Origin of the sequence: Candidatus Protofrankia datiscae, assembly GCF_000177615.2 — a bacterium.
GTDB classification, from domain to species: domain Bacteria; phylum Actinomycetota; class Actinomycetes; order Frankiales; family Frankiaceae; genus Protofrankia; species Protofrankia coriariae.
The window spans coordinates 2934188-2957500 of record NC_015656.1; the positions used below are offsets into that span (position 1 = coordinate 2934188).

Here is a 23313-nt window from a genome sequence, read left to right on the forward strand (position 1 = left end):
CGGCAGGCACGGCGGTCAGGGGATCGCGGACGATCCGAACGCCTCGATCTCGTCCTGGTAGGCCGCGCCCAGCTTCTCCATCGCCTCGAGCGTGCGCGTCGCCTCGGCCTCGTCGATCACCGCCAGGGCAAACCCGACGTGCACCAGCACCCAGTCCCCGACCTGGGGCCCGTCCGCCGCGACCAGCCGAATGCTGATCGTCCGCCGCACCCCGCTGACATCGACCGTCGCGAGATGCTGGCCCGCGTCGACGATCTCGACAAGCCGGCCGGGAATCCCCAGGCACATCAACGGCCTCCTCGTGCCACGGCGTGATGCCACCACCTGGCGACACCCGCCTCTGCCTTCCACCACACGTCGCCCTCACCGCACGTCGCCACGAGGCTCGGCTGGCCACCGCAGGCACCGGCCCCGATCGCCTCGCACCCCCGGAACGCCGGCCGCGCAACGCGCACCCGTTCCGGCAGCAACCAGAAATTTCATGATCAAATAACGTCGCACCACGAGAACGAGGGAACAAGTGGTCGCTACAGCAGCCACTTCCGTACTCATTCTTTTGATCAGAACAGGACGGGCGGGTCGCCGTCTGGCCGGGCGGGTTGGCATGGTCAGCAGATGCGGGGTAGCGGGTCGCCGACCAGCATGTCCACGATCCGGGTGCCGCCCAGGGCGGTGCGCATCGCGACGATCCCGGCCGGCCCCTCGGTGATCTCCCCGATGACCGCGGCCGACCGGCCCCGCGGATGCTCCCGCAGCGCGGCCAGCGCCGCCGGGGCCTGCTCGGGCGGTACCACCGCGAGGAACCTGCCCTCGTTGGCAACGTGGAGCGGGTCGATGCCGAGCAGCTCGCAGGCGCCGCGCACGTCGGGGCGCACCGGCACGGAGCGCTCGTCGAGCAGAACCCCGAGGCCGCTGTCCCGGGCCAGCTCGTTGCAGGCCGTCCCCACCCCGCCCCGGGTGGGATCACGCAGCCACCGCGTCGACGGCGCCGCCGCCAGCAACTCCTCCACCAGCGCGTCGACCGCCGCGGTGTCGGAGCGGATGGCGGCGTCGATCGCCAGGTTGCCGCGGGCGATCATGACCGCCATCCCGTGCTCGCCGATCGTGCCGGACACCAGCACCCGGTCCCCCGGCCGCACCCGCCGCGCGGCCAGCTGCCGGCCGGGCGGGACGAGCCCCACCCCGGCGGTCGTGATGATCAGCCCGTCGGCGGTGCCGGTGTCGACGACCTTGGTGTCCCCGGTCACCACCTCCACCCCGGCGGCCCGTGCCGCCTCGGCCATGTCCCCGGCGACGCGGCGCAGTTCGTCGACGGGGAAACCCTCCTCGATCACGAATGCCGCGGACAGCCACAACGGCCGCGCCCCCGTCATCGCCAGGTCGTTGACGGTGCCGTGCACCGCCAGGTCACCGATGGAGCCGCCGGGGAAACGCAGCGGTCGGACCACGAAGGAGTCGGTGCTGAAGGCCAGCGACTCCCCCGACGGCAGCGACAGGACCGCGCCGTCCCCCAGCGCGTCGAGCGCGGGGTTGCGGAAGGCATCGACGAAGACCGCCTCGATCAGTTCCGCCGACGCGCTCCCGCCGGCCCCGTGCGCCGAGGTCACCACCTCGCCGAGCGCCCGCGGCCGGCGCCGTCGGAACGTCTCGACCCGCGCCGGCACCAGCGCCTCGTCCGCCTCCCCGTCCCCGTGGGCAGCCCCCTCCTGGATGACCTCCGCGCGGATGTTCCCGCCCCGGGTACCGCCTCCGCGGCCCGCCTTCTCCGCCTCCACCCGGCCCGCCGACTTCGCCTGGCCCGCCTGATTCGCCTGATTCGCCTGACTCACCCGGCCCGTTCTGCTCGTCGCGCCTGTTCGGTCAGTTGTTCGGCCAGTTCGACCCGCCGGGATCATCCGGTCCGCTCGGTCGGGGTGATCCTTCCGGTTCGGACGATCTGTTCGATCTGCTCGCTCCGTTCGGCCGGCCCGATCCGCCACGGTCATCGGGCGTTCTCCCCCGCCATCGGGGACATCGGGGGCGCAGCCGGATGGTCTGCCATCCGCCGCTGCGTCGCGGCCCACAGGTGGTGGCCGAGCAGGGCGTGCGACTCCTGGATGCGGTGCACGCTCTGCGAGTGGACGACGAAGCAGCGGTCGACCACGCCGTCGGCGGCGAACCGGCCGCCGTCGTACCCGGCGAAGCCGACGGTGAGCGCGCCCCGACGGCCGGCCTCGGCCAGCCCGGCCAGCAGGTTGGACGAGTCGCCGCTGGTCGACAGCGCCACCGCGATGTCGTTCGGGCCGGCGTGCGCGATGAGCTGCCGGGCAAACACCCGCTCGAATCCGACGTCGTTGCCGAGCGCGGTGACCACCGCCTGGTCCGCGGCCAGCGACCAGGCCGGCAGCGGGCGTCCGTGCGGCGGGCGGGAGAACAGCTCGGCCAGGGTGGCGGCGTCGGTCGCGCTACCGCCGTTACCGAAGGTGTACATACGTCCGCCCCGGGCGAAACGGTGTGCCATCTCCGCCGCGGTGGCCGCGATCGACCCGGCGCACTCCCGCAGCGTCGCGCGCTGTAGTCGCACGCTCTCCCGGGCCTTCGCCCGCGCCGAGTCGGCAAGTTCGACCAGCAACGCACCCAGCGTGTCCCCCCGGCCACCGGTGTCCCCGCGGCCTTCCTTCCGGCCGCGGGCATCCCGGCCGCCGGTGTCCTGGCCGTCATCCCGCTGGCCGCTCCTCCGGTGGCCGCCGTCGCGCCGGGCGCGGTCGTCCCGGTCAGCGCCGGCCCGGGGGCTGCTGTCCCGGTCGTCGCCGTTGTCCTCTTGGGGGTCGAGGAACGGGTACAGGAACGCGGTGTGCTCGGTGGCCATCACTCACCGTCCTGGTCGAGACGGGTGATCGCCGTCGCGGCATGGACCAGCACCAGATCACCCGTGGCCACCGGATCGACCAGCAGGGTGCTGACGAGCTCCATCCCCGTGGCGGTACGCACCAGTGCCCGTCCGTCGGCCGCTCCCCGGGGCGTGACCACTTCGCCGAGGCGGCCTTCGTCACCGCAGGTGACACACGTCCCGCCGGTCTGCTCCCGCGCGGACGGGTGGAGCACGGCGGTGTGCTCGAGGCAGACGTGGGTCAGTTCCCACAGCAGGTGGTAGAGGAGCACAAGCCGGCCGGTGGCCGGCAGCAGCGGATCCGGGTCGTCCAGCCACAGCACATGATCAGCCGTACCGGCCGGCGGACGCGGACCGCTACCGATCCATATCGTGCCCGTCTCCCAGGCCGGCGCCCGGCGCAGCACGGCACGCACCACCGGGTCATCGGCGGCGGCCACGGCAAGGACGACGTCACCGGGCCGGGCCGCCAGCCGGATCATGGCGACGGGATCCGGGCCGGTCACGGCCACCGCGGGCAGCGCCGGCTTGCCGACGACAGTCGGGTGGACGAACTCGACCGCGACATGGTGTGCGTGCGGCCCCCACGCCGGCGACAGACACCACAGGGTGGCACCGCCGGCAAAACGTCGGGCCAGCGCGAGCGAGGCCCCCGCGAGATCAGCCGCAAGATCCTCGGTCAGCCCACCGTCGTCGGTGCCGTCCACGCCGCCGACAGCGCCGGCGGTCGCCTCTGGAACGTTCGCCGGCTCCTGCCGCGCCTTCCGGGGATGGCCTGTCACAGCATCGTCGTCACCAGTGACCGCCACCGCGCTCATCGCATTCCCCCGGTTTTCCCGACTCCCCCGGTTTCCCAGGCTTCCCCGGATCTCCTGGCCTCCGCGGTCTCCGCGGTCTCCCGGAATCCTCTTTTTGCTTCGGCTTTTCTTTCCTCTTCTCTTTCCTCGATTTCCCCGACTTCCGTCAGGTGGCCTGCCGCGGTGTCGTCGATCAGCTCGTATTCGCGCATCACGTCCAGCGTGTGCAGTGCCGACTGCCGGTCGAGCCGGGTCAGGGCGAAACCGGCGTGCACCATGGTGTAGTCGTCGACCGCGAGATCCGGCAGATACGCCAGGCACACCTTCCGCGTCTCACCGGGAAAGGCGACGTGGGCCATCCTGGTCCCGCTCTCGTCCCAGACCTCGACGATCCGGCCCGGAATCCCCAGGCACATGGTCACCTCTCCTCATCATCCCCGGCGCGCAGGCGCAGCACCGCGACCGCGGCCTGCCCGAGCGCGAGCCCGCCGTCGTTGGGTGGCACCAGGTGGTGGACGAGCGTGTCGAATCCGGCGGTGCGCAGCCGCTCCTGGCAGGCGCGCAGCAACAGCACGTTCTGGAACACCCCGCCGGTCAGGCCGGCCAGCGACACCCCTCGCTGCCGGCCGACCCGGGTCACCACCTCGGCGACCGCGTCGGCCACCGCCTCGTGGAACGCCGCGGCCAGCACCGCCACCGGCACGCCGTCGCGCAGCCCGGCCACCAGCGCGCGCAGCAGCGGCGCCGGGTCGAGCACACCGTCCGCGCCGACCGCCAGCCGTGGCGCCGCCGCCAGCCCCGATATCCCGGGCACCTCCGGCATCCCCGCGGCCGGGACGGTGACCGCCTCAAGCGCGGCCGCTTCGAGGGCGATCGCGGCCTGGCCCTCGTACTCGACGCGGTGGCAGATGCCCAGCAGGGCGGACACCGCGTCGAAGAGGCGTCCCATGCTGGTGCAGGGGACGCAGCCGATGCCACTGTCGAGCTGGGAGCGCACCGCGGCCAGTTCGGCGGGCCGGCAGGCGGCCACCGCGGGCAGGTCCGGCGCCCACGGGATGCCGACGGCGGCCAGGTGGGACAGCGCCATCCGGCACGGGTTGCGCACGGCCGTGTCCCCGCCGGGCAGCGGCACCGCGCGCAGATGGCCGACGCGGGTGAAGCGGTGGCTGTCCGCACCGAGCAGCAGCACCTCACCGCCCCAGACCTCGCCACCCCGGACCTCGCCACCCCGGGGTACGCCGTCCCGGCCCGCGCCGCTCGGGACCGCGCTGTCGGTGCCGCCGATGCCGTAGCCGGTGCCGTCGAAGGCCACTCCGATGATCGGTTCGCCCAGCCTGCCGTGCTCGGCGAGCAGGGAGACCACATGCGCATGATGATGTTGGACGAGCAGCGGTGGCCGGTCACCGGCGTGGCGCTCGGCCCAGCGGCGGGTCGAATATCCCGGGTGGGCGTCGGCGACCAGCCGTGCCGGGCGCATGGCGTACACGGCGGTGAGCTGCTCGACCGACTGCTCGAAGGCGCGCAGCGTCGCCAGACCGCCCATGTCACCGACGTGCGCCGAGCAGAACGTACGCTCACCGTCGGTGACACAAAAGGTGTTCTTCAGCTCCCCGCCAACGGCCAGGACCACCTCGACCGGCCGACGCGAACCATCCTGGTCCGCCACCCGCCCAACCCTGCCCGCGGACGCCGGTCGACTTCGGCTGCCCACGGGCGCTGTCCGGCCGAACTCGACCAGCAGGGGCGTGTGGCCGCGGGAGCGGCGGATCGGCAGTTCGCGGCCGTCGACGACGCGGACCACCGAGTCGTCGCAGGGCAGCAGGATCGGACGGTCGTGGGTGAGCATCGCGTCGGCCAGCGCCGGCAGCCGGCCGCGGGCGTCGGTGTCGTCGAAGCAGATCGGCTCGTCTGCCAGGTTGGCGCTGGTCAGCACGACGCACGCCGGGGGCGCGACGGCCGCGCCGGGCACCTGGGCGAACAGCAGGTGGTGCAGGGGCGAGTAGGGCAGCAGCAGGCCGATCAGCGGGTTGCCCGGCGCTACGTCCGCGGCGACGGGAGCGTCCGCCCGGCGCCGCAGCAGCACGATCGGCCGGGCCGGGCCACGCAGCACCGCGGCCTCGGCCGGGCCGATCTCGGCGAGCCGCCGGGCCACGTCAAGATCCCGGACCATCACCGCGAACGCCTTGCCCACCCGCGCCTTGCGCTCGCGCAGCAGCTGCACCGCCACCGGGCTGTCGGCCCGGCAGGCCAGGTGGTAGCCGCCGATCCCCTTCACCGCGACGACGCGACCATCGGCCAGCGCCTGCTGGGCCGCGGCCAGCGCCCCGTCCGACCCGGTCTTCTCCACCTCTGGCGTCTCAGCCGCCCCCGGCACCCCGGCTCCGATCGCCTCGGCTCCGATCGCCTCGGAGCAGGACGCCGCCGGCCTGGCGGCCTCCAGTTCAGCGGCGTCCCACAACCCGGTCACGCTGTGATGACCATCGGCCACGGCAGGGGCAGAGCATGCGAGGGGCGTGAAGGGGACGAAGGACAGCCGCGGCCCGCAGTCCGGGCAGCACACCGGCTGGGCGTGGAAGCGGCGGTCGGCCGGGTCGTGGTACTCGGCCGCGCAGGCCGAGCACATCGGGAAGCCCGCCATGGTGGTGGCCGCCCGGTCGTAGGGCAGCGACCGGATGATGGTGAACCGGGGGCCGCAGGCGGTGCAGGTGATGAACGGATGACGGTAGCGGCGGTCGGCCGGGTCGAACAGCTCGCGTACGCAGTCGTCACACACCGCCGTGTCCGGGGGGACAACGGCGCCGACGGTGTGGGTGGCGCGAACACCCTCGCCGCCATCGCGGCTGGCCACGATGCGGAAGCCGGCCTCTTCGGTCACCGGCGGGGCGTCGTCCACCCGCACGGTGGTGACCCGCGCCGGTGCTGGCGCGTCACCGCGCAGCCGCCGCAGGAACTGCGCGACCGTCGCGGGGCTGCCCTGGACCTCGATGAACACCGAGCCGCTGTCGTTGCCCACGAAACCGTCGACGCCGAGGGCGGTGGCCAGCCGGTGGACGAACGGCCGGAACCCCACCCCCTGCACGACGCCTTCGACCCGCACCCGCCGCCGCCACACAGCACCGGGATGGCCATGCTCCCCAGCACGCGCATGACCGATGACGACCGGGCAGACGCCTTCGGCCGTCATACGGACGGCCCCGGACGCGCGGCAGCGGCAGCCCTGCGGCCACCCCTGCCATGCTCACGGGCGGCCGGGCCGGACCCCGGGCGCGTGTCCGCCGTCCGCGGGCTGCGAAACCCGGCCAGGAAGTCCCGTTCGATCAGGCCGATGACCTCCCACATGGCCTGGCGCACCGCCGCGGACAGCTCCCAGCCCGCGTCGACGCACTCGGCCTCGATGAGGAACACCGTGACCTCGTCAGGACGGCTCGCCGCCGCCGAACCGAGCCGGCCTGCCACCGGTACCGGGCCGGCTGTCCGCCCCTCCCCGACCGGCGGTGGGCTGCCTTCCCGCCCTTCCCCGAACGGTGACCGGCCGCTCGTCTGATCCTCCCAGGCCGCGCGGCCTTCCTGGGCCGGCTGACCTTCCCGGGCCGGTGGCGGGCCGGGCGTCCGCTCGTCCGGCCAGTGCGCGTCCAGCCAGGTGGCGAGCGCCAGCGCGTGGTCCCAGCGGAAGGCGTGGCTGTGCAGGCCGGCCAGCGGCGGGAGATCGGCCAGCTCCGGGCCGGGTACACGGTAGATCGTGCCCGGCCGCGCGCCGGTGCGGGCGGCGTCGACGATGACCACCCGGCGGGCCGCACGAATCCGGAACGCCACGTCCATCCCGGCGGTGCCGCCGTCGACGACCCGCACCCCGTCGGGGATGCCTCGCTCCCACAGGTGCCGGATGAGGACCGGCCCGACGCCGTCGTCCCGACGCAGGATGTTGCCGCAGCCCACCAGCAGCAGTTCGTGGCGAGCCGGTGTGCCGCCGCCGACGGGTCCCGCGGGGAGCTGCGTCACCGGGCGCCTCCATCCGTTCCAGCCGTCCCGTCCAGCCGTCCCATGTCGATCTTCTATCCGCCGCGCGCCAGGACCATCGCGTTGATCGTGAAGTTGCCGACCTCACGCCCGCCGCGCCGCCGGGCCCACCGGCGGGCGCGATCCAGATGATCAAAACTGGGGCGGACGCGTCCGGCGGGCCGGGCGCAGCCGCGGAGGGAGCGCACCGTGCACGAGCTGTCGATCTGCCACGCCATCGCCGGCATCGTCGTCGAGCACGCCGGTGACCGTCCGGTACGGACCGTGAACGTACGGATCGGGCAGCTACGGCAGATCGTGCCGGACACCCTCGTCCACTGCTGGTCGCTGGTCATCCAGGGCAGCACGCTGGACGGCTCGCGGCTGCGGGTCGAAAGCGTGCCGGCGCGGGTCCGCTGCGTCGGCTGCGGTCACACCTGGACGCTGAGCGCGCCGGTCATGCTCTGCGGGCAGTGCGGCGGCCACGAGGTGTCGGTGCTGCGGGGCGAGGAGTTTCTGATCACTTCCCTGGAGCTCGAGGAGGTGTGAACGGCCGCGGGCTGGTTCGATCGACACCTTCGATCAACGAGTTTCACGGTCGGCGGCTTCGGTCGGCGGCGCGGGCCGGAGGAGGATCACCATGGGCCGATTCCACTGGCACACCGACGGCAGCACGCACGACGACCACCACAGTCACGATCACCATCGTAACGATCACCATCACGGCCAGGACGAGCGCATAGGAGATCATTCCGGCTACGAGACCGGGACGCGGCGTGTCGAGGTGCTGGCCGCGATCCTCGGCGAGAACGACCGGCTCGCCGCCGCGAACCGCCACGACTTCGACGCCGCCGGGGCACACGTCGTCAACCTGATGTCCGCGCCGGGCGCCGGCAAGACGGCTCTGCTGCGGGAGACCCTCCGCCGGCTGTGCCCCACGCTGCGGGTCGGGGTGATCGAGGGCGACATCGAGACCAGCATCGACGCCGACCGGCTCGACGGGCTCGGCGCCGTGGTGTCGCTGGTCAACACCGGTCAGGGCTTCGGCGGCGAGTGCCACCTGGACGCCGCCATGGTCCGTTCGGCGATCGGGCGCCTGCCGCTGGACCTTCTCGATCTTGTCGTCATCGAGAACGTCGGCAACCTGGTCTGCCCGGCCGAGTTCGACGTCGGCGAGCACCGGCGCGCGATGATCTTCTCGGTCACCGAGGGCGAGGAGAAACCGCTGAAATACCCGATCATGTTCCGGTCCGCCGACCTCATCCTGATCAACAAGGTGGATCTGCTGCCCTACCTGGACTTCGATCTCGAGCTCTTCCGCCGTAACCTCACCGATGTCAATCCCGGCGCGACCAGCCTGGAGATCAGCGCCCGTACCGGCGCCGGCCTCGGCGCGTGGTGCGACTGGCTGTCCGCGCCGCATCCCCCGTGGCCCGGTGCCGGTCGTCCGGCGCAGCGGCCCGACGCCGAGGCACGGGCGCGACGGGAGGACGTCAGCTGACGGGGGTGTCGCTGATGGGGAGGCCGCAGCGCACCACCGGGTCCAGCGGCAGGAAGCGGCTGCCGTCGTCACTGACACGGACGAAGTCGTAGCAGTTGGCGGCCTTCCCGCGGTTCGTCGCGAGGTCGATCGGGGCGGGCAGCAGGCCGCCGCCGTCGTAGGCGCGCACGCCGCGCAGCCCCTGGATGAACCCCGGGCGGGTCGGGCAGGGGCCGGCGGCCTCCAGGCCGCGCAGGAACATGTCGGCGGACAGCCAGCCGAAGACCGCGCTGTCCTGGACGGGTGACTGCACCTGCGGGGCGTAGCGCGTCATCGCGTCGATGATCCGCTGGTGCGCGGGGCTGTTCACCTCGAACGGGACGAAAGTGATGTAGATGACGGTGCCGGCGAGGGTCGGGCCGAGCTGCTTGAGCAACGCCGGGTCGTAGCCGAACGGAGCGATCACCGCTTTGAGGTTGACACCGGCGGCGCGGACCGCCGGAAGAATCTGGGCGAGGATGTCCGGAGGACGATGCCGGCCAGGGTGTTGAGGCGCGCCGCCTTCATCTGCGCGGCCAGTGCCCCGAAACTGGTTGTCTTGGCGGTCACGGTGAAGTTCGCCTCGACGCGGATACCGGCCGCCTGCAGGCTTGTTCTGAGCTTCTGATAGAAGATCTCCGTGGCGTCGCTCAGCTCGGTGTTCACTACCAGAGCGCGGGTACCGCCCTGGCTACGGACGAAATCCCCCCAGACGCTGGAGGATCCCTGCGTGGCCGAATAGTAGTGCCAGGAGAACATGTTGCCGTGGTTGTTCCAGTCGACGTCGCCGGCCAGCCCGACGACCGGGACTTCGAGATCGTCGAGATACTGCGCGGAGCCGACCACCACCCCCGCTGTTTCCAGAATGCCGAAGACCCCTTCGTTCTGAACGAGTTCGCGAGCACCGGCGCGGTTCCCGTCGGGAGAACCGGCGTCGTCCCGCCAGGCATACACGACCTTCCTACCGTGGACGCCGCCCGCGGCGTTGGTCACTCCGAGACGCGCCTCGACACCGGCCCGGAACGTACGATAGGCGGCCGACGTCGGCCCGCTGTCGTCGAACAGCAGGCCAATCTTGACCTCACTGTCGGTGACACCCGGTGAGGTACAGGGGTCCGATCCCGCACGACCGGGCTGGGCCCTCGGGGTGGCGCAGGCGAACAGCCCGGTCAGGCTGCCCAGCGCGGCAGCCAGCACGGCGAACGACAATAACGAGCGCCTCCCGATCATGAACATCGCAGCGGGCTCCCTTGCCGACACCGGACACCTACAGGTCACATCTGGACACAAAGCGTGCTCCGGCAGAAAACGGTACAAGAAGAGAATCCGAGCGGCACCGAATAGTCGACACCCCGCATGTGAAACATGTCACGTACAACCCAATACCCGCCCCACCCCGAGCGGGCCACCCCCGCGACGCACCAACCATCCTAGTGTCCTGAGTCGTTGATTCGTGTGCAGATAGAATGGGCTGGTGCCTGGCCCGAGCGCGGATCCCATCGAGTTGTCGTCTGCTGAGCGTGCGGTGCTGGAGGGCTGGGCCCGACGGCGGAAGACCGCGCAGGCGCTGGCGTTGCGCTCGCGGATCGTGCTGGCCTGCGCGGACGGTGGGACGAACTCGGGGGTCGCGGCCGAGCTCGGGATCACCCGGGGAACGGTCGCGAAATGGCGGGAGCGGTTCGCGGTCGACCGGCTGGAGGGCCTGTCAGACGAGGCACGTCCGGGAGCGCCTCGGAAGGTCACCGACGCCCAGGTCGAGGCGGTGATCGCGAGGACGTTGGAGGAGAAGCCACCGAACGGCGATACCCATTGGACATCGCGGTCGATGGCGAGGGCCAGTGGGCTGTCGCAGTCGACGGTGTCACGGATGTGGCGGGCGTTCGGGTTGAAGCCGCATCTGGTCGAGACGTGGAAGCTGTCCACCGACCCGCTGTTCGTGGACAAGGTCCGTGACGTGGTCGGGGTCTACCTCGACCCGCCGGAGAAGGCGATCGTGCTCTGCGTCGACGAAAAGTCGCAGGTGCAAGCTTTGGATCGCACGGCACCGGTGCTGCCCCTGATGCCGGGTACCCCGCAGCGGATGACCCACGACTACGTCCGCCATGGCACGACCAGCCTGTTCGCCGCGCTCGACCCGACGTCCGGGTCGGTGATCGCGCAGACCTTCCGGCGGCACCGTCACCAGGAGTTCCTGCGCTTCCTCAAGCTGATCGACTCCTCGGTCCCGAAGGGCTACGACCTGCACCTGGTCCTGGACAACTACGCCACCCACAAGACCCCGGCGGTGAAGAACTGGCTGCTGCGCCACCCCCGCTTCCACCTGCACTTCACCCCGACCTCGGCGTCGTGGATGAACCTGGTCGAGCGCTGGTTCGCGGAGCTGACCACCCGCAAGCTGCGCCGATCGACGCACCGCTCGGTCGTCGAACTCGAAGCCGACATCCGCCGATGGATCAACGCCTGGAACAAGGACCCGAAGCCGTTCGTCTGGGCCAAGACCGCCGACGAGATCCTCGAGACCCTCGCCGCCTACTGCCAGCGAATCAACGACTCAGGACAGTAGATCACGAGAAAATTCTCCAAAAGATTACCCGCCCCCATCGTCACCACATCCACGAACGCCCGCGGTCGGCCCACCGGCCCGTTGCCGGGCCGGACTCCGACGGGGTTTCCACGTTCCACGCGAATGAGACACGACCGGGGTGGGTGCCCCTTCTACTCCGGGACGGCGGTGCCCTCTCGGCTGACGACACGTCTTCAACCGACGCCTGCCGCTTCTCATCGGCCAGTCCTGTACCCCGCTGCTACCACCCGCCTGCGGAGCGAACCTTCACGAAGCATCATCAGGGGTTCACTCGCGTTCACCCGTCCGGTCTTCCCCTTTGCCTGTAATCCCCGGACGGAACGAGGATTCTTGGGCTTTTTCTCCGAGCTTCGCACCCCGCCGTCACCAGCGACGCACGTCGGAGCAGGGACGGGCCCTTTGAGCACTGGCCCGGAACCATCCTCTCGGTATTATCCGACCCTCCTTACTGGATAGTTCGCTCATTCTCGTGCGACCTCGTGTCGCACCGTGTCGGAGGTTGTGGTGGGCGGTTCGGCGGGCGGGCGGGGGCGAAGGCGCGAAGGAAGGTGTTGACGCCGGCGGCGATGGCCGCGCGCAGCTCGGCGTCGGCGACCTCTCTGGTGCCGAGCGCGGAGAGTTCGGGGAGGTCTCCCGAGACAAGGGCGAGGAAGTGCGCGGCGGCGGTGTCGGGCTCGTCGAGGTCGAGGTGGCCGCGGTTGGACAGGCGGGCGAGGCGGCCGGCGAGGGCACCGCGGACCCGTGACCCTCCGTACGCGAGTGCCTCGTCGAAGAGGTCGGGGAACCGGCCGGCCTCGGCATACATCAGCCGCTGGAGGATCCAGCCCTCCCCGGTGAGCTGACAGTCGATGACCTCGCGGGCCACCCGGGAGAGGTCACCGGCGAGGTCGGCGCCGTCGTCGGACAGGGTGTCGAGCGCGGCTACCATCCTGTCGCCGGCGCGCCGGGCGCCGTCGAGGATGACCGTGCGGAAGAGCGTTTCCTTGTCACCGAAGTGGTTGTAGACGGTGGGCTTGGCGACTCCCGCCAGCTCCGCGATCGCCTCCACCCGAGCCAGGCCGTACCCGTCGCGGGTGAACACGCGCAGCGCGGCGTCGAGGATCGCGACACGCTTGTCGATCCGACCGTGATGGACGGTAGCGGACGGTGCCATCGTGTGACCATATCGATCGACAGTTCCGCGCGGCAACTTGAATGAACCCGAACGTTCAATATAGTGTCCGTGGAGTCAAAGTTGCGCTCCGCTGGCGGGGCTCGCCGCGGTGGAGCTCCACCGCGGTACAGCTCACCGCGGTACAGCTCACCGCAGTACAGCTCGTCACGGTGCAGCGCGACACAGTGAAGCTCGACATGGTGAGGAAGGCGTCGTGGCGCCCGTACCGTTGGAGGACCGGGTCGACCCGCAGCTGCGCGACTATCTCGTGAACCCGCCCAGCCGCCCCCGGCTGAGCCGGCTGCACCCAGCGGCGGACCGCGTCCGGGCAACCGACACGCACGTCAAGATTACCAACGGCCCGGACGCGCGGGACGTGCCGGTACGGGTCTACCGTCCTGCCGAGGCCGATGCCGAGGCGCCGGTGGTGCTCTTCGTCCACGGCGGCGGTTTCACGCTGGGTGAGCTTGAGCAGTTCGACCAGCACTGCGTGTGGTATGCCACGGCCTCCCGGGCGGTGGTCGTCTCGGTCGGCTACCGGCTGGCCCCCCAGTTCCCCTACCCGGCGGCGCTGCATGACGCCCACGCCGTGTGGAGCTGGCTGACGGGCGGCCCCGACGAGGAGGCCGGCGAAGGAGCCGGCAGGAGAGTCGGTACAGGGGCCGCGGAAATCGGCGTCGACCCGACCCGGTCGGCCATCATCGGCTCCAGCTCGGGCGCCGCCATCGCGGCCGGGCTGGCGCTGTACCTGCGCGACCGGCAGGAGCCCCTGCCGTCCCTGCTGCTGCACGCGCCCGTGCTCGACGACCGGCACACCACGGTCTCCAGCCAGGCCATCACCGACCCGCGCACCTGGAACCGGGCCGGCTCCCAGCGGGGCTGGCGCAGCTATCTCGGCCCGGTGGCCGGCGCCGCGGACGTGCCGGCCTACGCCGCGCCGGCCCGTGCCACGGACCTCGCCGGGCTGCCGCCGACCGCGCTGATCCTCGGCGATCTCGAGCTGGCCCGGGACGAGGCGCTGACGTTCGCCACCCGGCTCGCGCAGGCCGACGTGCCGGTGGAGCTGCACATCTACCCGAACGCCACACACGGCTTCGACGTCGTCGTGCCCGACGCCGCTGTCAGCCTCGCGTCCCGCCATGTCCAGGGCGAGGCCCTGCTGCGCGCCCTGCACCCGGCCGACCGAGAAACGGTGCGACGGACAGCAATGCCCGCCTGTCTCCACAGTTCTTGATCCTATTCCGAAAATCGCCCATAAGGCTCGTCGGACGCTCCTCCTTCGAGCGGCCCACCATGTAGGCGACTTCCGTCGTTCCGACAGCGGTTTCCGCCTACGGCTGGGTGGCCTGGGTGTCAGGCCTCCTGAAGCGGCCGTTTTCACCGGAGGTGGGGCCTGACCGCGCTGGATGCCGGTGGTGCGTGGTGGCAATCGCGTCATCGGTTCTGGCAATCGTGCCGTCGGTTTCCGCCCGTCCGGTTGTGGCCCCCGACCGCGGTCGCCTACCGTGCAGGACGTGAACCCGCGCGGGACGAAGCACCTGATCACAGGTCACAGCGGCGTCTCGTCCGGTCGGAATCCCGGCACATCCTGACTGTCGTTGGCAGCCTGACCTGCCGTCGGCAGCCAGCCGCGGCGGAATGGCCGATTCCACTCCGATGAGAGGCTTACATGTCCGTACGTGGGACCGACCGTAACGCCGCCACCGATGGCCCGGCCGTACAGCCGTCGGAGCTGGCAGCTCCGGAAGCGATTCACGTCACGACCGACGACAACGTGACCTTTGTGATTCGGCTGCTCGAGCATGACGACCCGACCGCCCCGGTCGTGCTGATCCTGCCGGCCATGGGGATGAAGGCGAAGTTCTACCGGCCGTTGGCGAAGGCGCTGTTCACCGCCGGCCTGTCCGCCGCCACCTGCGATCTGCGGGCCCAGGGGGAAAGCACACCGAGCCTGCGCGAGCAGCCCAACTTCGGCTACCGCGAGCTGCTGGAAGTGGATCTTCCGACGGTTCTCGCGGCGCTGCGGGCGCGCCTGCCGCAGGCGCCGGTGTACCTGTTCGGGCACAGCCTCGGCGGCCAGCTCGCGCTGCTGTACACGGCTTCGGCATCGAAGGAGATCGCCGGTGCCTGCGTGATCGCGACCAGCAGCGTCTACTGGCGGTCCTTCGCCCCCCGGCGCCGGCTCGTCGCGCTCTGGCAGGGGCAGATCATCGGCCTGGTGTCCCGGATCCGTGGGTACTGGCCGGGCGGCATGGTGATCCCCGCGCCGATGGCCGGCGGTGTGATGACCGACTGGGCCCGGCACATCCGCAACGGCCGCTACCAGCCCCGCGGCAGCGGGCGGGACTACAACGAGGCGCTGCGCACGTTCGACCTGCCGGTACTGGTGATCTCGATAGCGGGCGACCCGCTCGGCCCGCGTCCCAACGTCGACTTCCTGTGCGGCAGGATGCGCGGCGCCCAGGTCACCCGCTGGCACGTCGAGGACGGCTCCGGGGTGATCGTCAACGACCATTTCGCCTGGATCAAAAGCAGCGGCATCATCGGCTCCGCAACCGCCGCCTGGATCACCGGGGGCGCCCTCCCCACCGGGACGTGACAGAACGGTTCCCCGGCCAGGTCCGTTACGGTTTCCAGGCCAGGCCCGTTCTTCGCCACCGGGCACCCGCACCGCGTGGACGTGGCAGAGGCCGGTTCCCACCGCCCCTGGCCGCCGTGTCCCGCCGCCGATCGCAGGATCCGCTGATCGGCGAATTCTGGCATGATGGTTCCGGCCGACCGCCGTCGCGCCAGCCCCGGCCGTAGTCTGGGCCAATGGTCAACCGTCTGTACTTTCGTCAGTTGCTGTCCGGACGGGACTATGCCGTCGGCAACCCGGTGGCAACCCAGATGGTCAACTTTACCTACCTGATCGGGGACTGGGAGACCCGGGAGGCGGTGGTGATCGACCCGGCGTACGCGGTCGACGATCTTCTCTCGGTGCTGGCTGACGACGGGATGCGACTGACCGGTGCCCTGGTCACCCATCACCACCCCGATCATGTCGGCGGCGAGATGTTCGGTTTCGTCCTGCCGGGCCTGCCGGAGCTGCTCGCCCGCGTCCAGGTTCCGGTGCATGTGCAGCGGGACGAGCGCGAGTGGGTGTGGCGCACCACCGGTGTGTCCACCACCGACCTCGTCGGCCACGACCACGACGACGTGCTCGACGTCGGCGCCGTGCCCGTCCGCCTGCTGCACACCCCCGGGCACACCCCGGGCAGCCAGTGCTTCCTGGTGGACGGCCGGCTGGTCGCCGGTGACACGCTCTTCCTGGAAGGCTGCGGACGCACCGACTTCCCCGGCGGTGACCCCGACGCCATGTACGCGAGCCTGCAGCAGCTGGCCGCGCTGCCCGACGACACCGTCGTCTACCCCGGTCACTTCTACTCGGCGCAGCCCAGCGCGCCGATGTCGACGGTACGTAGCGGCAACGCGGTGTTCCGCCCCCGTTCCGTCGAACAGTGGCGGGCCTTCTTCGGCGGTGGATGACAGCCCGCCCATATGCTCAACCACCCGTCCCGACCCTGACCGCACGGGTGCGCCCCTGCCGGCCACCGCGGTCGCGCACCACCCGGCCGAACCGAGAGAACCGAGAGAGAAGCACATGACACGCACCGCTGTGAACCGTTACGTCCTGCCCAACATCATCGAACGCACCTCCCGCGGCGAATACGGGATGGACCCCTACTCCAAGCTGCTGAAGGAACGCATCATCTTCCTTGGCACGCAGATCGACGACGTTTCCGCGAACGACATCATGGCGCAGCTACTCTACCTTGAGGGCGAGGACGCCGACCGCGACATCTCGCTCTACATCAATTCCCCGGGCGGCTCGTTCACCGCGCTGATGGCGATCTACGACACGCTGCAGTTCGTCCGGCCCGACATCCAGACCCTCTGCCTCGGGCAGGCCGTCTCCGGGGCGGCCGTCCTGCTCGCGGCCGGGACACCCGGCAAGCGGTTCGCTCTCAGCAACAGCCGGATACTGCTCGACCAGCCGTCCAGCCAGAGCCAGGGGCAGTCGAGCGACCTGGAGATCCACGCCCGGGAGATCCTGCGGATGCGGGATCTGCTGGAGACGATCCTCGCCCGGCACACCAACCGGAGCCCCGACCAGATCCGCCGGGACGTCGAACGCGACAAGATCCTCGACGCGAACGAGGCGGTCGAGTACGGCCTCGTCGACGAGGTCATCCAGAGCCGGAAGAACTCGTTGCGACGAGCCGCCTCCGAATAGCGGTACGGGTACGTACGGGGCCGCGGGACGCTCCACCGCTACCATTTCGCCGCTTTCCGGTTCACCGCTTTCGGAATGAGGCTCCCCGCGTCGCCTGGCCGGCGTTGCGGAACGTCATGGCGGCTCTACAACGGTTCGCCGGGGATGCTGAGGTATTCCCGGCGGAGGGTTTCGACGATCGGGTGATCGGCTGCCAGTTCCCGGTCGTCGACCGCAGCGATCGCGCGTACGCCGACGGCCGCGTTGGTGGCGAACGCGGCCTGCATACCGACCAGTCCCAGCCAGTCGACCGGTGCGATGATCGTGCCTTCGTGCGTCCGTTGGAGCAGCTGCATGGTCACGCCGCGCAGGCAGTCCGCGGCAGGCCAGATCACGTGGTCGCCGTCGAAGCAGCCGACGTTCCAGGTGGCACCCTCCGAGACGAGATCCGTCGGGTTGCCGCCCCCCGAGGCGATGCTCCCCGGGCCCGAACTCCGCGGACCAGAGCCCTTCAGGGCCGAGCTTTCCGAGACCCGGCTCTGTGCGGCCCGGCTCCGCGAGGCCAGCCCCTTCGGAGCGGCCCGGCTCTCCGAGACCACACCCCCCGATGTCAGACCCTCTGACGCCAGACCCTCTGACAGCACGCTCTCCGGGGCCAGGCCCTTCGAGGCGGGAGAGGCGATGCCGGGGGCGGCCTCGGTGAAGAGGACGTCGTCGAAACCGTTGAGCTGCGCGGCACGGCGGTGGCGCAGCGCGTCGAAAAGGCCCACGTGTTTGACCGCCGGCATGTTCCGGCGGTAAGCGACCGAGCGGACGCGCAGCGGCGGCAACGGCGCGGCGGGCGCCGGCCTGGTGTTCACCAGGACGCGCGGCTGCGCCCGCACGCTCGGATGCCCCACCTCGAGCGCCGGGTCGAAGACGGTTATCCGGAGCACGCAGGAGCCCGCGCCGATGGGACGCGTTGCCCGGCGGGCAAGATGACGGACCCGCTCGACGTCCAGTTCGGCGTCGAAGAGCAGCCTGCAGTCGTGGGCCAGCCGCTTCAGGTGCAGCGACAGCCCGCGCACCCGCTGGCACTCGACCCGCATGGTCGTGAAGTGGCCGTAGTTCGTCAGCGCCAACACGACAAGATCATTAACGTTGGGCGGCGCACCGTCCAGCTCCATCACGGGCAGCAGTCTCGCATCCGACAGGCGGAATGATCGACACAGCGGACCGCCCATGACAATAAGGCTTGTCTCAATGGAAAGTAGGCTTTACATTAGGAGCATGATCGATAAAATACGGCAGGACAACATGACACGCGCCGCACGCAGGGAGATCTTCCTGGACGGTCTGCCCGTCGCCACCCTCGGTGGGATCGCACTGGCCCTGGGCAGCAGTCCCGACCAGAGCGCCGCCCAGAAGGCCTGCTGGCTCGGCATCAGCGGCGCGTTCACGCTCGCCGTGGCATGGGTGCTGCTGCGAGCCTTCCGCCGCGCCGACGAGTACCAGCGCAAGATCCAGCTGGAGAGCATGGCGATCGCCTTTGCCGCGGTGATGGTAGGGCTGCAGATAGCCGCCCTGCTCGACGCCGCCGACATCGTCCAGCTACGCCAGCTCGTTCAGGCGATCACCATTGGTGGCGTGGCGATGTGGCTCCTGATCGCGGACCTGCGTACCCGTCTGCGCCGATGAAGAACCGGCTGCGCGTGCTGCGGGCGGAACGCCGGTGGAGCCAGGCCGACCTGGCCGACCGATGCCGGGTGTCCCGGCAGACCATCAACGCGATCGAGACCGGACGGTACGACCCCAGCCTTCCCCTGGCATTCACCCTCGCCGACATCTTCGGCCTGGCCATCGAGGAAATCTTCCTCTTCGACCGGCCAGGAACAGGAACCGGAACCGACCTGCCCTGAGCCCCTGCCCCGCACCCGGTGCCCGGTGCCCGGCCTCGATCAGGTCGCCTTTCGCCACCCGAACGAGGATGGCCGGCGGGCACGTAATCGAGGCCCCGACTCCCGCGCATAATCCGCAACCGGTTTCCGGTGAATGTGACGGATACCGAATCCGGGCCCGGTGTGTCCCGGGCGTGATGTGCCCCGCATCGCGGCGATCGTGATTACCCGAGGTTTGCCACGCGATTGTCTTAGATCAACGGACGTCGCCCAACAGAGCAGACTCAGGGTAGGTGAAGGTCACAGTGGGTGAGGTCACAACCGGCCAGGAAAGCCTCGGCACCGGCGGAGCACAGCAAACAGTTCCCGGAGCGGTAACGGGCGAAAAGCCCTGGCGATCCGTATCACGTCCCGCCCGGCGGAGACCGCGGCTGCGCAGCGCTGTCGCCGGCTGCGCGGTAATAGTGGCCGGGGCCGTCAGCCCGGCCTCCGGCGTCATCGGCACCGATACTGGAACTGCTGCTCCGGGCGGTGGTGTAAACGCGCCGGCCGCCACCCGGGCGCTTCAGACCTTCACCATTCCGGATGCTTTTACCGCCGCTGGCAGCCCCGTTCCCGCGCAGCTGTCGGCGGCCACCGACCGGGTACTTCCCGGAGTGGTGAGAGTTTTTTCCAGGATCACCTCGCAGAACGCCTCCGCGGCGGGCACCGGTATGGTGCTGAACGCCTCCGGTGAAGTGCTCACCAACAACCACGTCATCGCGAACGCCGACGCCATCACCGTCACCGTCACCAGCAGCGGCCGTTCCTACCAGGCGTCGGTCGTCGGGACGGACATGGCTGACGATGTCGCGGTCCTGCGGTTGCAGGGCGCCTCCGGGCTTGCCGCGGTTCCGATCGGTGACTCCTCGAGGGTCGGGGTCAGTGACTCCGTCGCCGCCATCGGCAATGCCGAAGGCGGGGCACCCGAGGTCGTCTCCGGCAGGATCACCGCGCTCAACCAGAGCATCACCGCGACCGACTCCGACGGCGGCAACCCCGAGGACCTCTCCGGGCTGATCAAAACCGATGTCGCCATCAGACCCGGGTTCTCCGGCGGCCCGCTGGTCAGCTCGGCCGGTGAGGTCATCGGGATGGACACGGCGGCGACCGCGTTCAACGAGTACCTACCGGCCGGGCTGCGGGCCGGGTACGCCATCCCGATCAGTCACGCGATCTCGGTCGCCAGCTCGCTCAGCGCCGGGAAAAGCGCTGGAAAAACCGCCATCGTTTCCGCGGCGCGCGTGGAGGGTCCCAGTGCTCGCAGCGGCAGCGGCGTCACAGTGGACGCCAGGCTGGCCCGCCTGACGCTTACCCGTGGCTCCACGCAGGCACGGGTAAGCAGTGTCCTCGCCGGCGTGTACGAACGCGATCTACGTGTCGGCACGTCCCCGTCGCCATCCGGCCCTCTGGGGACGGCGGGAAGGCCACGGGTTGGCACACCGGAAGCTGGTTCGCCGCGACCCCGGCAACCCGCCCGCTCGGCTCCGCAGGGCGGCCTGGCCAGCCGCGGCAGGCGTCCAGCCAGGCGCTACCGCATACGCTGACCCATGCGGGGTGGGGTTTTCGTGCATGACGAAGAGGGGCCACCCGAAACCGGGCAGCCCCTCCCCACCACACACAAGTCCGGCAGCGACCTACTCTCCCACGCAGTCACCCACGCAGTACCATCGGCGCAGAAGGGCTTAGCTACCGGGTTCGGAATGGAACCGGGCGTTTCCCCTTCGCCATAACCACCGAAACACCACGAGACTACAACCGGAAACCGGCCATACCCCCAGAACCACACAGTGGACGCGCAATACCTTCGAAGACAAGCCCTCGGCCTATTAGTACCGGTCAGCTCCATACGTCACCGTACGCCCACCTCCGGCCTATCAACCCGATCATCTACTCGGGGGCCTTACCAGGTTCACCCTGTGGGAGACCTCATCTCGAAGCAGGCTTCCCGCTTAGATGCTTTCAGCGGTTATCCCTCCCGAACGTAGCCAACCAGCCGTGCCCTTGGCAGAACAACTGGCACACCAGAGGTTCGTCCGTCCCGGTCCTCTCGTACTAGGGACAGCCCTTCTCAAGTCTCCTACGCGCGCGGCGGATAGGGACCGAACTGTCTCACGACGTTCTAAACCCAGCTCGCGTACCGCTTTAATGGGCGAACAGCCCAACCCTTGGGACCTACTCCAGCCCCAGGATGCGACGAGCCGACATCGAGGTGCCAAACCTTGCCGTCGATATGGACTCTTGGGCAAGATCAGCCTGTTATCCCCGGGGTACCTTTTATCCGTTGAGCGACGGCGCTTCCACTAGCCACCGCCGGATCACTAGTCCCTGCTTTCGCACCTGCTCGACATGTCTGTCTCACAGTCAAGCTCCCTTGTGCACTTGCACTCGACACCTGATTGCCAACCAGGCTGAGGGAACCTTTGGGCGCCTCCGTTACCCTTTAGGAGGCAACCGCCCCAGTTAAACTACCCACCTGACACTGTCCCTGATCCGGATCACGGACCCAAGTTAGACACCCAATTCGACCAGAGTGGTATTTCAACAGTGACTCCACCGAAACTGACGTTCCCGCTTCACAGTCTCCCACCTATCCTACACAAGCCGAACCGAGCACCAATATCAAGCTATAGTAAAGGTCCCGGGGTCTTTCCGTCCTGCCGCGCGTAACGAGCATCTTTACTCGTAATGCAATTTCGCCGAGTCTGTGGTTGAGACAGTAGGAAAGTCGTTACGCCATTCGTGCAGGTCGGAACTTACCCGACAAGGAATTTCGCTACCTTAGGATGGTTATAGTTACCACCGCCGTTTACTGGCGCTTAAGTTCTGAGCTTCGCACCGAAATGCTAACCCGTCCCCTTAACGTTCCAGCACCGGGCAGGCGTCACTCCGTATACATCGTCTTACGACTTCGCACGGAGCTGTGTTTTTAGTAAACAGTCGCTTTCCCCTGGTCTCTGCGGCCACTATCCGCTTCGGAGGCACAGCCCCTACACGGACAACGGCCCCCCTTCTCCCGAAGTTACGGGGGCATTTTGCCGAGTTCCTTAACCACAGTTCACTCGCTCGCCTTGGTATTCTCTACCTGACTACCTGTGTCGGTTTCGGGTACGGGCGGCCCTGACACTCGCTAGAGGCTTTTCTCGGCAGCATGGGATCATCCACTTCGCCACAATCGGCTCGGCATCAGGTCTCAGGCACACAAGACACGGATTTACCTATGCCTCGCCCTACACCCTTGCCCCAGGACAACCACCGCCTGGGCTGGACTACCCTCCTGCGTCACCCCATCGCTTGCCTACTACCAGCCGGGATCCCGCGCTCCCCACACCCCACTCGAAAGCAGAATGCAGATCGGACGGTTAGCACGAACCAGGTTCAGCATGGGCGCATCAGCGCCGGTACGGGAATATCAACCCGTTGTCCATCGACTACGCCTGTCGGCCTCGCCTTAGGTCCCGACTCACCCTGGGCGGATTAGCCTGCCCCAGGAACCCTTAGTCATCCGGCGGACGGGATTCTCACCCGTCATTCGCTACTCATGCCTGCATTCTCACTCGTGTAGCATCCACGGCTGGGTCACCCCGCCGCTTCACACACCACACGACGCTCCCCTACCCATACACACACGTGTGTATGCCGCAGCTTCGGCGGTGCGCTTGAGCCCCGCTACATTGTCGGCGCAGAACCACTTGACCAGTGAGCTATTACGCACTCTTTCAAGGGTGGCTGCTTCTAAGCCAACCTCCTGGTTGTCTCCGCGACTCCACATCCTTTCCCACTTAGCGCACGCTTAGGGGCCTTAGCTGGCGATCTGGGCTGTTTCCCTCTCGACTACGAAGCTTATCCCCCGCAGTCTCACTGCCACGCTTCACTTACCGGCATTCGGAGTTTGGCTGACTTCAGTAAGCTTGTAGGCCCCCTAGGCCATCCAGTGCTCTACCTCCGGCAAGAAACACGTGACGCTGCACCTAAATGCATTTCGGGGAGAACCAGCTATCACCGAGTTTGATTGGCCTTTCACCCCTATCCACAGCTCATCCCCCAGGTTTTCAACCCTGGTGGGTTCGGTCCTCCACACGGTCTTACCCGCGCTTCAACCTGGCCATGGATAGATCACTCGGCTTCGGGTCTTGGACATGCGACTCAAACGCCCTCTTCGGACTCGCTTTCGCTACGGCTCCCCCACAAAGGTTAACCTCGCCACACATCGCAAACTCGCAG

General features: G+C 69.1%; 18 protein-coding genes, 2 rRNA genes and 2 pseudogenes (1 of these 22 running past the window's edge). 10 read left to right on the plus strand and 12 right to left on the minus strand.

Going from position 1 to position 23313, the window contains the following annotated elements; translation table 11 throughout:
* Positions 1–15: 15 nt before the first annotated feature.
* From FSYMDG_RS12160 to FSYMDG_RS27540, 7 genes and pseudogenes are all read right to left on the minus strand, one after another.
* The gene (locus FSYMDG_RS12160; RefSeq protein ID WP_013873762.1) at positions 16–288 is read right to left on the minus strand and encodes a HypC/HybG/HupF family hydrogenase formation chaperone; all 273 of its coding nucleotides are present in this window, start codon (positions 286–288) and stop codon (positions 16–18) included.
* A gap of 320 nt (positions 289–608) precedes the next feature.
* Positions 609–1667: a hydrogenase expression/formation protein HypE gene (gene hypE / locus FSYMDG_RS12165; protein ID WP_131772505.1), complete on the minus strand. Its 1059-nt coding sequence runs from the start codon at positions 1665–1667 to the stop codon at positions 609–611.
* Positions 1668–1981: 314 nt separating this feature from the next.
* Positions 1982–2851, minus strand: coding sequence for an SIS domain-containing protein (locus tag FSYMDG_RS12170; protein ID WP_202797620.1), 870 nt, complete (start codon positions 2849–2851; stop codon positions 1982–1984).
* On the minus strand, positions 2848–3687 hold the full coding sequence (locus tag FSYMDG_RS12175; protein ID WP_013873765.1) for a hypothetical protein: 840 nt from the start codon (positions 3685–3687) through the stop codon (positions 2848–2850). Before FSYMDG_RS12175 ends, FSYMDG_RS12170 begins: the two co-directional genes overlap by 4 nt.
* 155 nt (positions 3688–3842) lie before the next feature.
* Positions 3843–4082 (minus strand): annotated as a pseudogene (locus FSYMDG_RS29660) (HypC/HybG/HupF family hydrogenase formation chaperone); the annotation flags it as partial.
* A gap of 2 nt (positions 4083–4084) precedes the next feature.
* A complete protein-coding gene (locus FSYMDG_RS12185; protein WP_013873767.1) occupies positions 4085–6850 on the minus strand; it encodes a carbamoyltransferase HypF in 2766 nt (921 codons plus the stop codon).
* Positions 6847–7665, minus strand: coding sequence for a hydrogenase maturation protease (locus FSYMDG_RS27540; RefSeq protein WP_013873768.1), 819 nt, complete (start codon positions 7663–7665; stop codon positions 6847–6849). Before FSYMDG_RS27540 ends, FSYMDG_RS12185 begins: the two co-directional genes overlap by 4 nt.
* 207 nt (positions 7666–7872) lie before the next feature.
* Here FSYMDG_RS27540 and FSYMDG_RS12195 point away from each other — a divergent pair, with 207 nt between their 5' ends.
* A complete protein-coding gene (locus FSYMDG_RS12195) occupies positions 7873–8211 on the plus strand; it encodes a hydrogenase maturation nickel metallochaperone HypA (RefSeq protein WP_013873769.1) in 339 nt (112 codons plus the stop codon).
* 91 nt (positions 8212–8302) lie between these two features.
* Positions 8303–9163 (plus strand): hydrogenase nickel incorporation protein HypB, encoded by an 861-nt coding sequence (gene hypB, locus FSYMDG_RS12200; protein WP_013873770.1) that lies wholly within the window; start codon positions 8303–8305, stop codon positions 9161–9163.
* On the opposite strand, the pseudogene FSYMDG_RS30085 reads toward hypB, so the two are convergent.
* A pseudogene (locus FSYMDG_RS30085) lies at positions 9156–10417 on the minus strand (ABC transporter substrate-binding protein). The gene hypB and the pseudogene FSYMDG_RS30085 overlap by 8 nt on opposite strands.
* Positions 10418–10655: 238 nt before the next feature.
* Here FSYMDG_RS30085 and FSYMDG_RS12210 point away from each other — a divergent pair.
* Entirely contained in the window at positions 10656–11744 is a 1089-nt protein-coding gene (locus FSYMDG_RS12210; protein ID WP_013873771.1) for an IS630 family transposase, read from the plus strand.
* A gap of 466 nt (positions 11745–12210) precedes the next feature.
* On the opposite strand, the gene FSYMDG_RS12215 is transcribed toward FSYMDG_RS12210, so the two are convergent.
* Entirely contained in the window at positions 12211–12918 is a 708-nt protein-coding gene (locus tag FSYMDG_RS12215) for a TetR/AcrR family transcriptional regulator (RefSeq protein WP_013873772.1), read from the minus strand.
* Positions 12919–13132: 214 nt separating this feature from the next.
* On the opposite strand from FSYMDG_RS12215, the gene FSYMDG_RS12220 reads away from it, so the two are divergent.
* The 4 genes from FSYMDG_RS12220 to FSYMDG_RS12235 all read left to right on the plus strand — a co-directional run bounded on the left by FSYMDG_RS12220 (position 13133) and on the right by FSYMDG_RS12235 (position 17194).
* On the plus strand, positions 13133–14152 hold the full coding sequence (locus FSYMDG_RS12220) for an alpha/beta hydrolase (RefSeq protein ID WP_013873773.1): 1020 nt from the start codon (positions 13133–13135) through the stop codon (positions 14150–14152).
* A gap of 435 nt (positions 14153–14587) precedes the next feature.
* Positions 14588–15517 carry an alpha/beta hydrolase family protein gene (locus FSYMDG_RS12225; RefSeq protein ID WP_013873774.1) on the plus strand — a complete coding sequence of 310 codons (930 nt, stop codon included), beginning with the start codon at positions 14588–14590 and terminating at the stop codon, positions 15515–15517.
* 215 nt (positions 15518–15732) lie between these two features.
* The gene (locus FSYMDG_RS12230; protein WP_013873775.1) at positions 15733–16446 is read left to right on the plus strand and encodes an MBL fold metallo-hydrolase; all 714 of its coding nucleotides are present in this window, start codon (positions 15733–15735) and stop codon (positions 16444–16446) included.
* A 115-nt stretch (positions 16447–16561) separates the two neighbouring features.
* Positions 16562–17194 (plus strand): ATP-dependent Clp protease proteolytic subunit, encoded by a 633-nt coding sequence (locus FSYMDG_RS12235; protein ID WP_013873776.1) that lies wholly within the window; start codon positions 16562–16564, stop codon positions 17192–17194.
* Positions 17195–17319: 125 nt separating this feature from the next.
* Here the strand turns inward: FSYMDG_RS12235 and FSYMDG_RS28450 are convergent, their stop codons facing one another.
* Positions 17320–18339: an aminotransferase class IV gene (locus FSYMDG_RS28450; protein WP_013873777.1), complete on the minus strand. Its 1020-nt coding sequence runs from the start codon at positions 18337–18339 to the stop codon at positions 17320–17322.
* 130 nt (positions 18340–18469) lie between these two features.
* Here FSYMDG_RS28450 and FSYMDG_RS12250 point away from each other — a divergent pair, with 130 nt between their 5' ends.
* The 3 genes from FSYMDG_RS12250 to FSYMDG_RS12260 all read left to right on the plus strand — a co-directional run bounded on the left by FSYMDG_RS12250 (position 18470) and on the right by FSYMDG_RS12260 (position 20636).
* Positions 18470–18850, plus strand: a complete 381-nt coding sequence (locus FSYMDG_RS12250) for a hypothetical protein (RefSeq protein WP_237702734.1) — start codon at positions 18470–18472, stop codon at positions 18848–18850.
* Complete coding sequence (locus FSYMDG_RS12255) at positions 18847–19071, plus strand: helix-turn-helix transcriptional regulator (protein WP_013873779.1); 225 nt, start codon at positions 18847–18849, stop codon at positions 19069–19071. The genes FSYMDG_RS12250 and FSYMDG_RS12255 overlap by 4 nt, the downstream gene beginning before the upstream one ends.
* A gap of 272 nt (positions 19072–19343) precedes the next feature.
* Positions 19344–20636 carry a S1C family serine protease gene (locus tag FSYMDG_RS12260; protein ID WP_157491010.1) on the plus strand — a complete coding sequence of 431 codons (1293 nt, stop codon included), beginning with the start codon at positions 19344–19346 and terminating at the stop codon, positions 20634–20636.
* Between the two features lie 77 nt (positions 20637–20713).
* Here the strand turns inward: FSYMDG_RS12260 and rrf are convergent.
* Positions 20714–20830: ribosomal RNA gene (rrf, locus tag FSYMDG_RS12265) — 5S ribosomal RNA — on the minus strand.
* Between the two features lie 68 nt (positions 20831–20898).
* Positions 20899–23313: ribosomal RNA gene (locus FSYMDG_RS12270) — 23S ribosomal RNA — on the minus strand (it continues 669 nt past the right edge of the window).

Excerpts from the sequence above, each read along its gene's own strand:
- FSYMDG_RS12160 (WP_013873762.1), bottom strand. The coding sequence starts at position 288 with ATGTGCCTGGGGATTCCCGGCCGGCTTGTCGAGATCGTCGACGCGGGC.
- FSYMDG_RS12175 (WP_013873765.1), bottom strand. The coding sequence starts at position 3,687 with ATGAGCGCGGTGGCGGTCACTGGTGACGACGATGCTGTGACAGGCCAT.
- FSYMDG_RS12185 (WP_013873767.1), bottom strand. The coding sequence starts at position 6,850 with ATGACGGCCGAAGGCGTCTGCCCGGTCGTCATCGGTCATGCGCGTGCT.
- hypB (WP_013873770.1), top strand. The coding sequence starts at position 8,303 with ATGGGCCGATTCCACTGGCACACCGACGGCAGCACGCACGACGACCAC.
- FSYMDG_RS12215 (WP_013873772.1), bottom strand. The coding sequence starts at position 12,918 with ATGGCACCGTCCGCTACCGTCCATCACGGTCGGATCGACAAGCGTGTC.
- FSYMDG_RS12225 (WP_013873774.1), top strand. The coding sequence starts at position 14,588 with ATGTCCGTACGTGGGACCGACCGTAACGCCGCCACCGATGGCCCGGCC.
- FSYMDG_RS12230 (WP_013873775.1), top strand. The coding sequence starts at position 15,733 with ATGGTCAACCGTCTGTACTTTCGTCAGTTGCTGTCCGGACGGGACTAT.
- FSYMDG_RS12235 (WP_013873776.1), top strand. The coding sequence starts at position 16,562 with ATGACACGCACCGCTGTGAACCGTTACGTCCTGCCCAACATCATCGAA.
- FSYMDG_RS28450 (WP_013873777.1), bottom strand. The coding sequence starts at position 18,339 with ATGGAGCTGGACGGTGCGCCGCCCAACGTTAATGATCTTGTCGTGTTG.
- FSYMDG_RS12250 (WP_237702734.1), top strand. The coding sequence starts at position 18,470 with ATGACACGCGCCGCACGCAGGGAGATCTTCCTGGACGGTCTGCCCGTC.
- FSYMDG_RS12255 (WP_013873779.1), top strand. The coding sequence starts at position 18,847 with ATGAAGAACCGGCTGCGCGTGCTGCGGGCGGAACGCCGGTGGAGCCAG.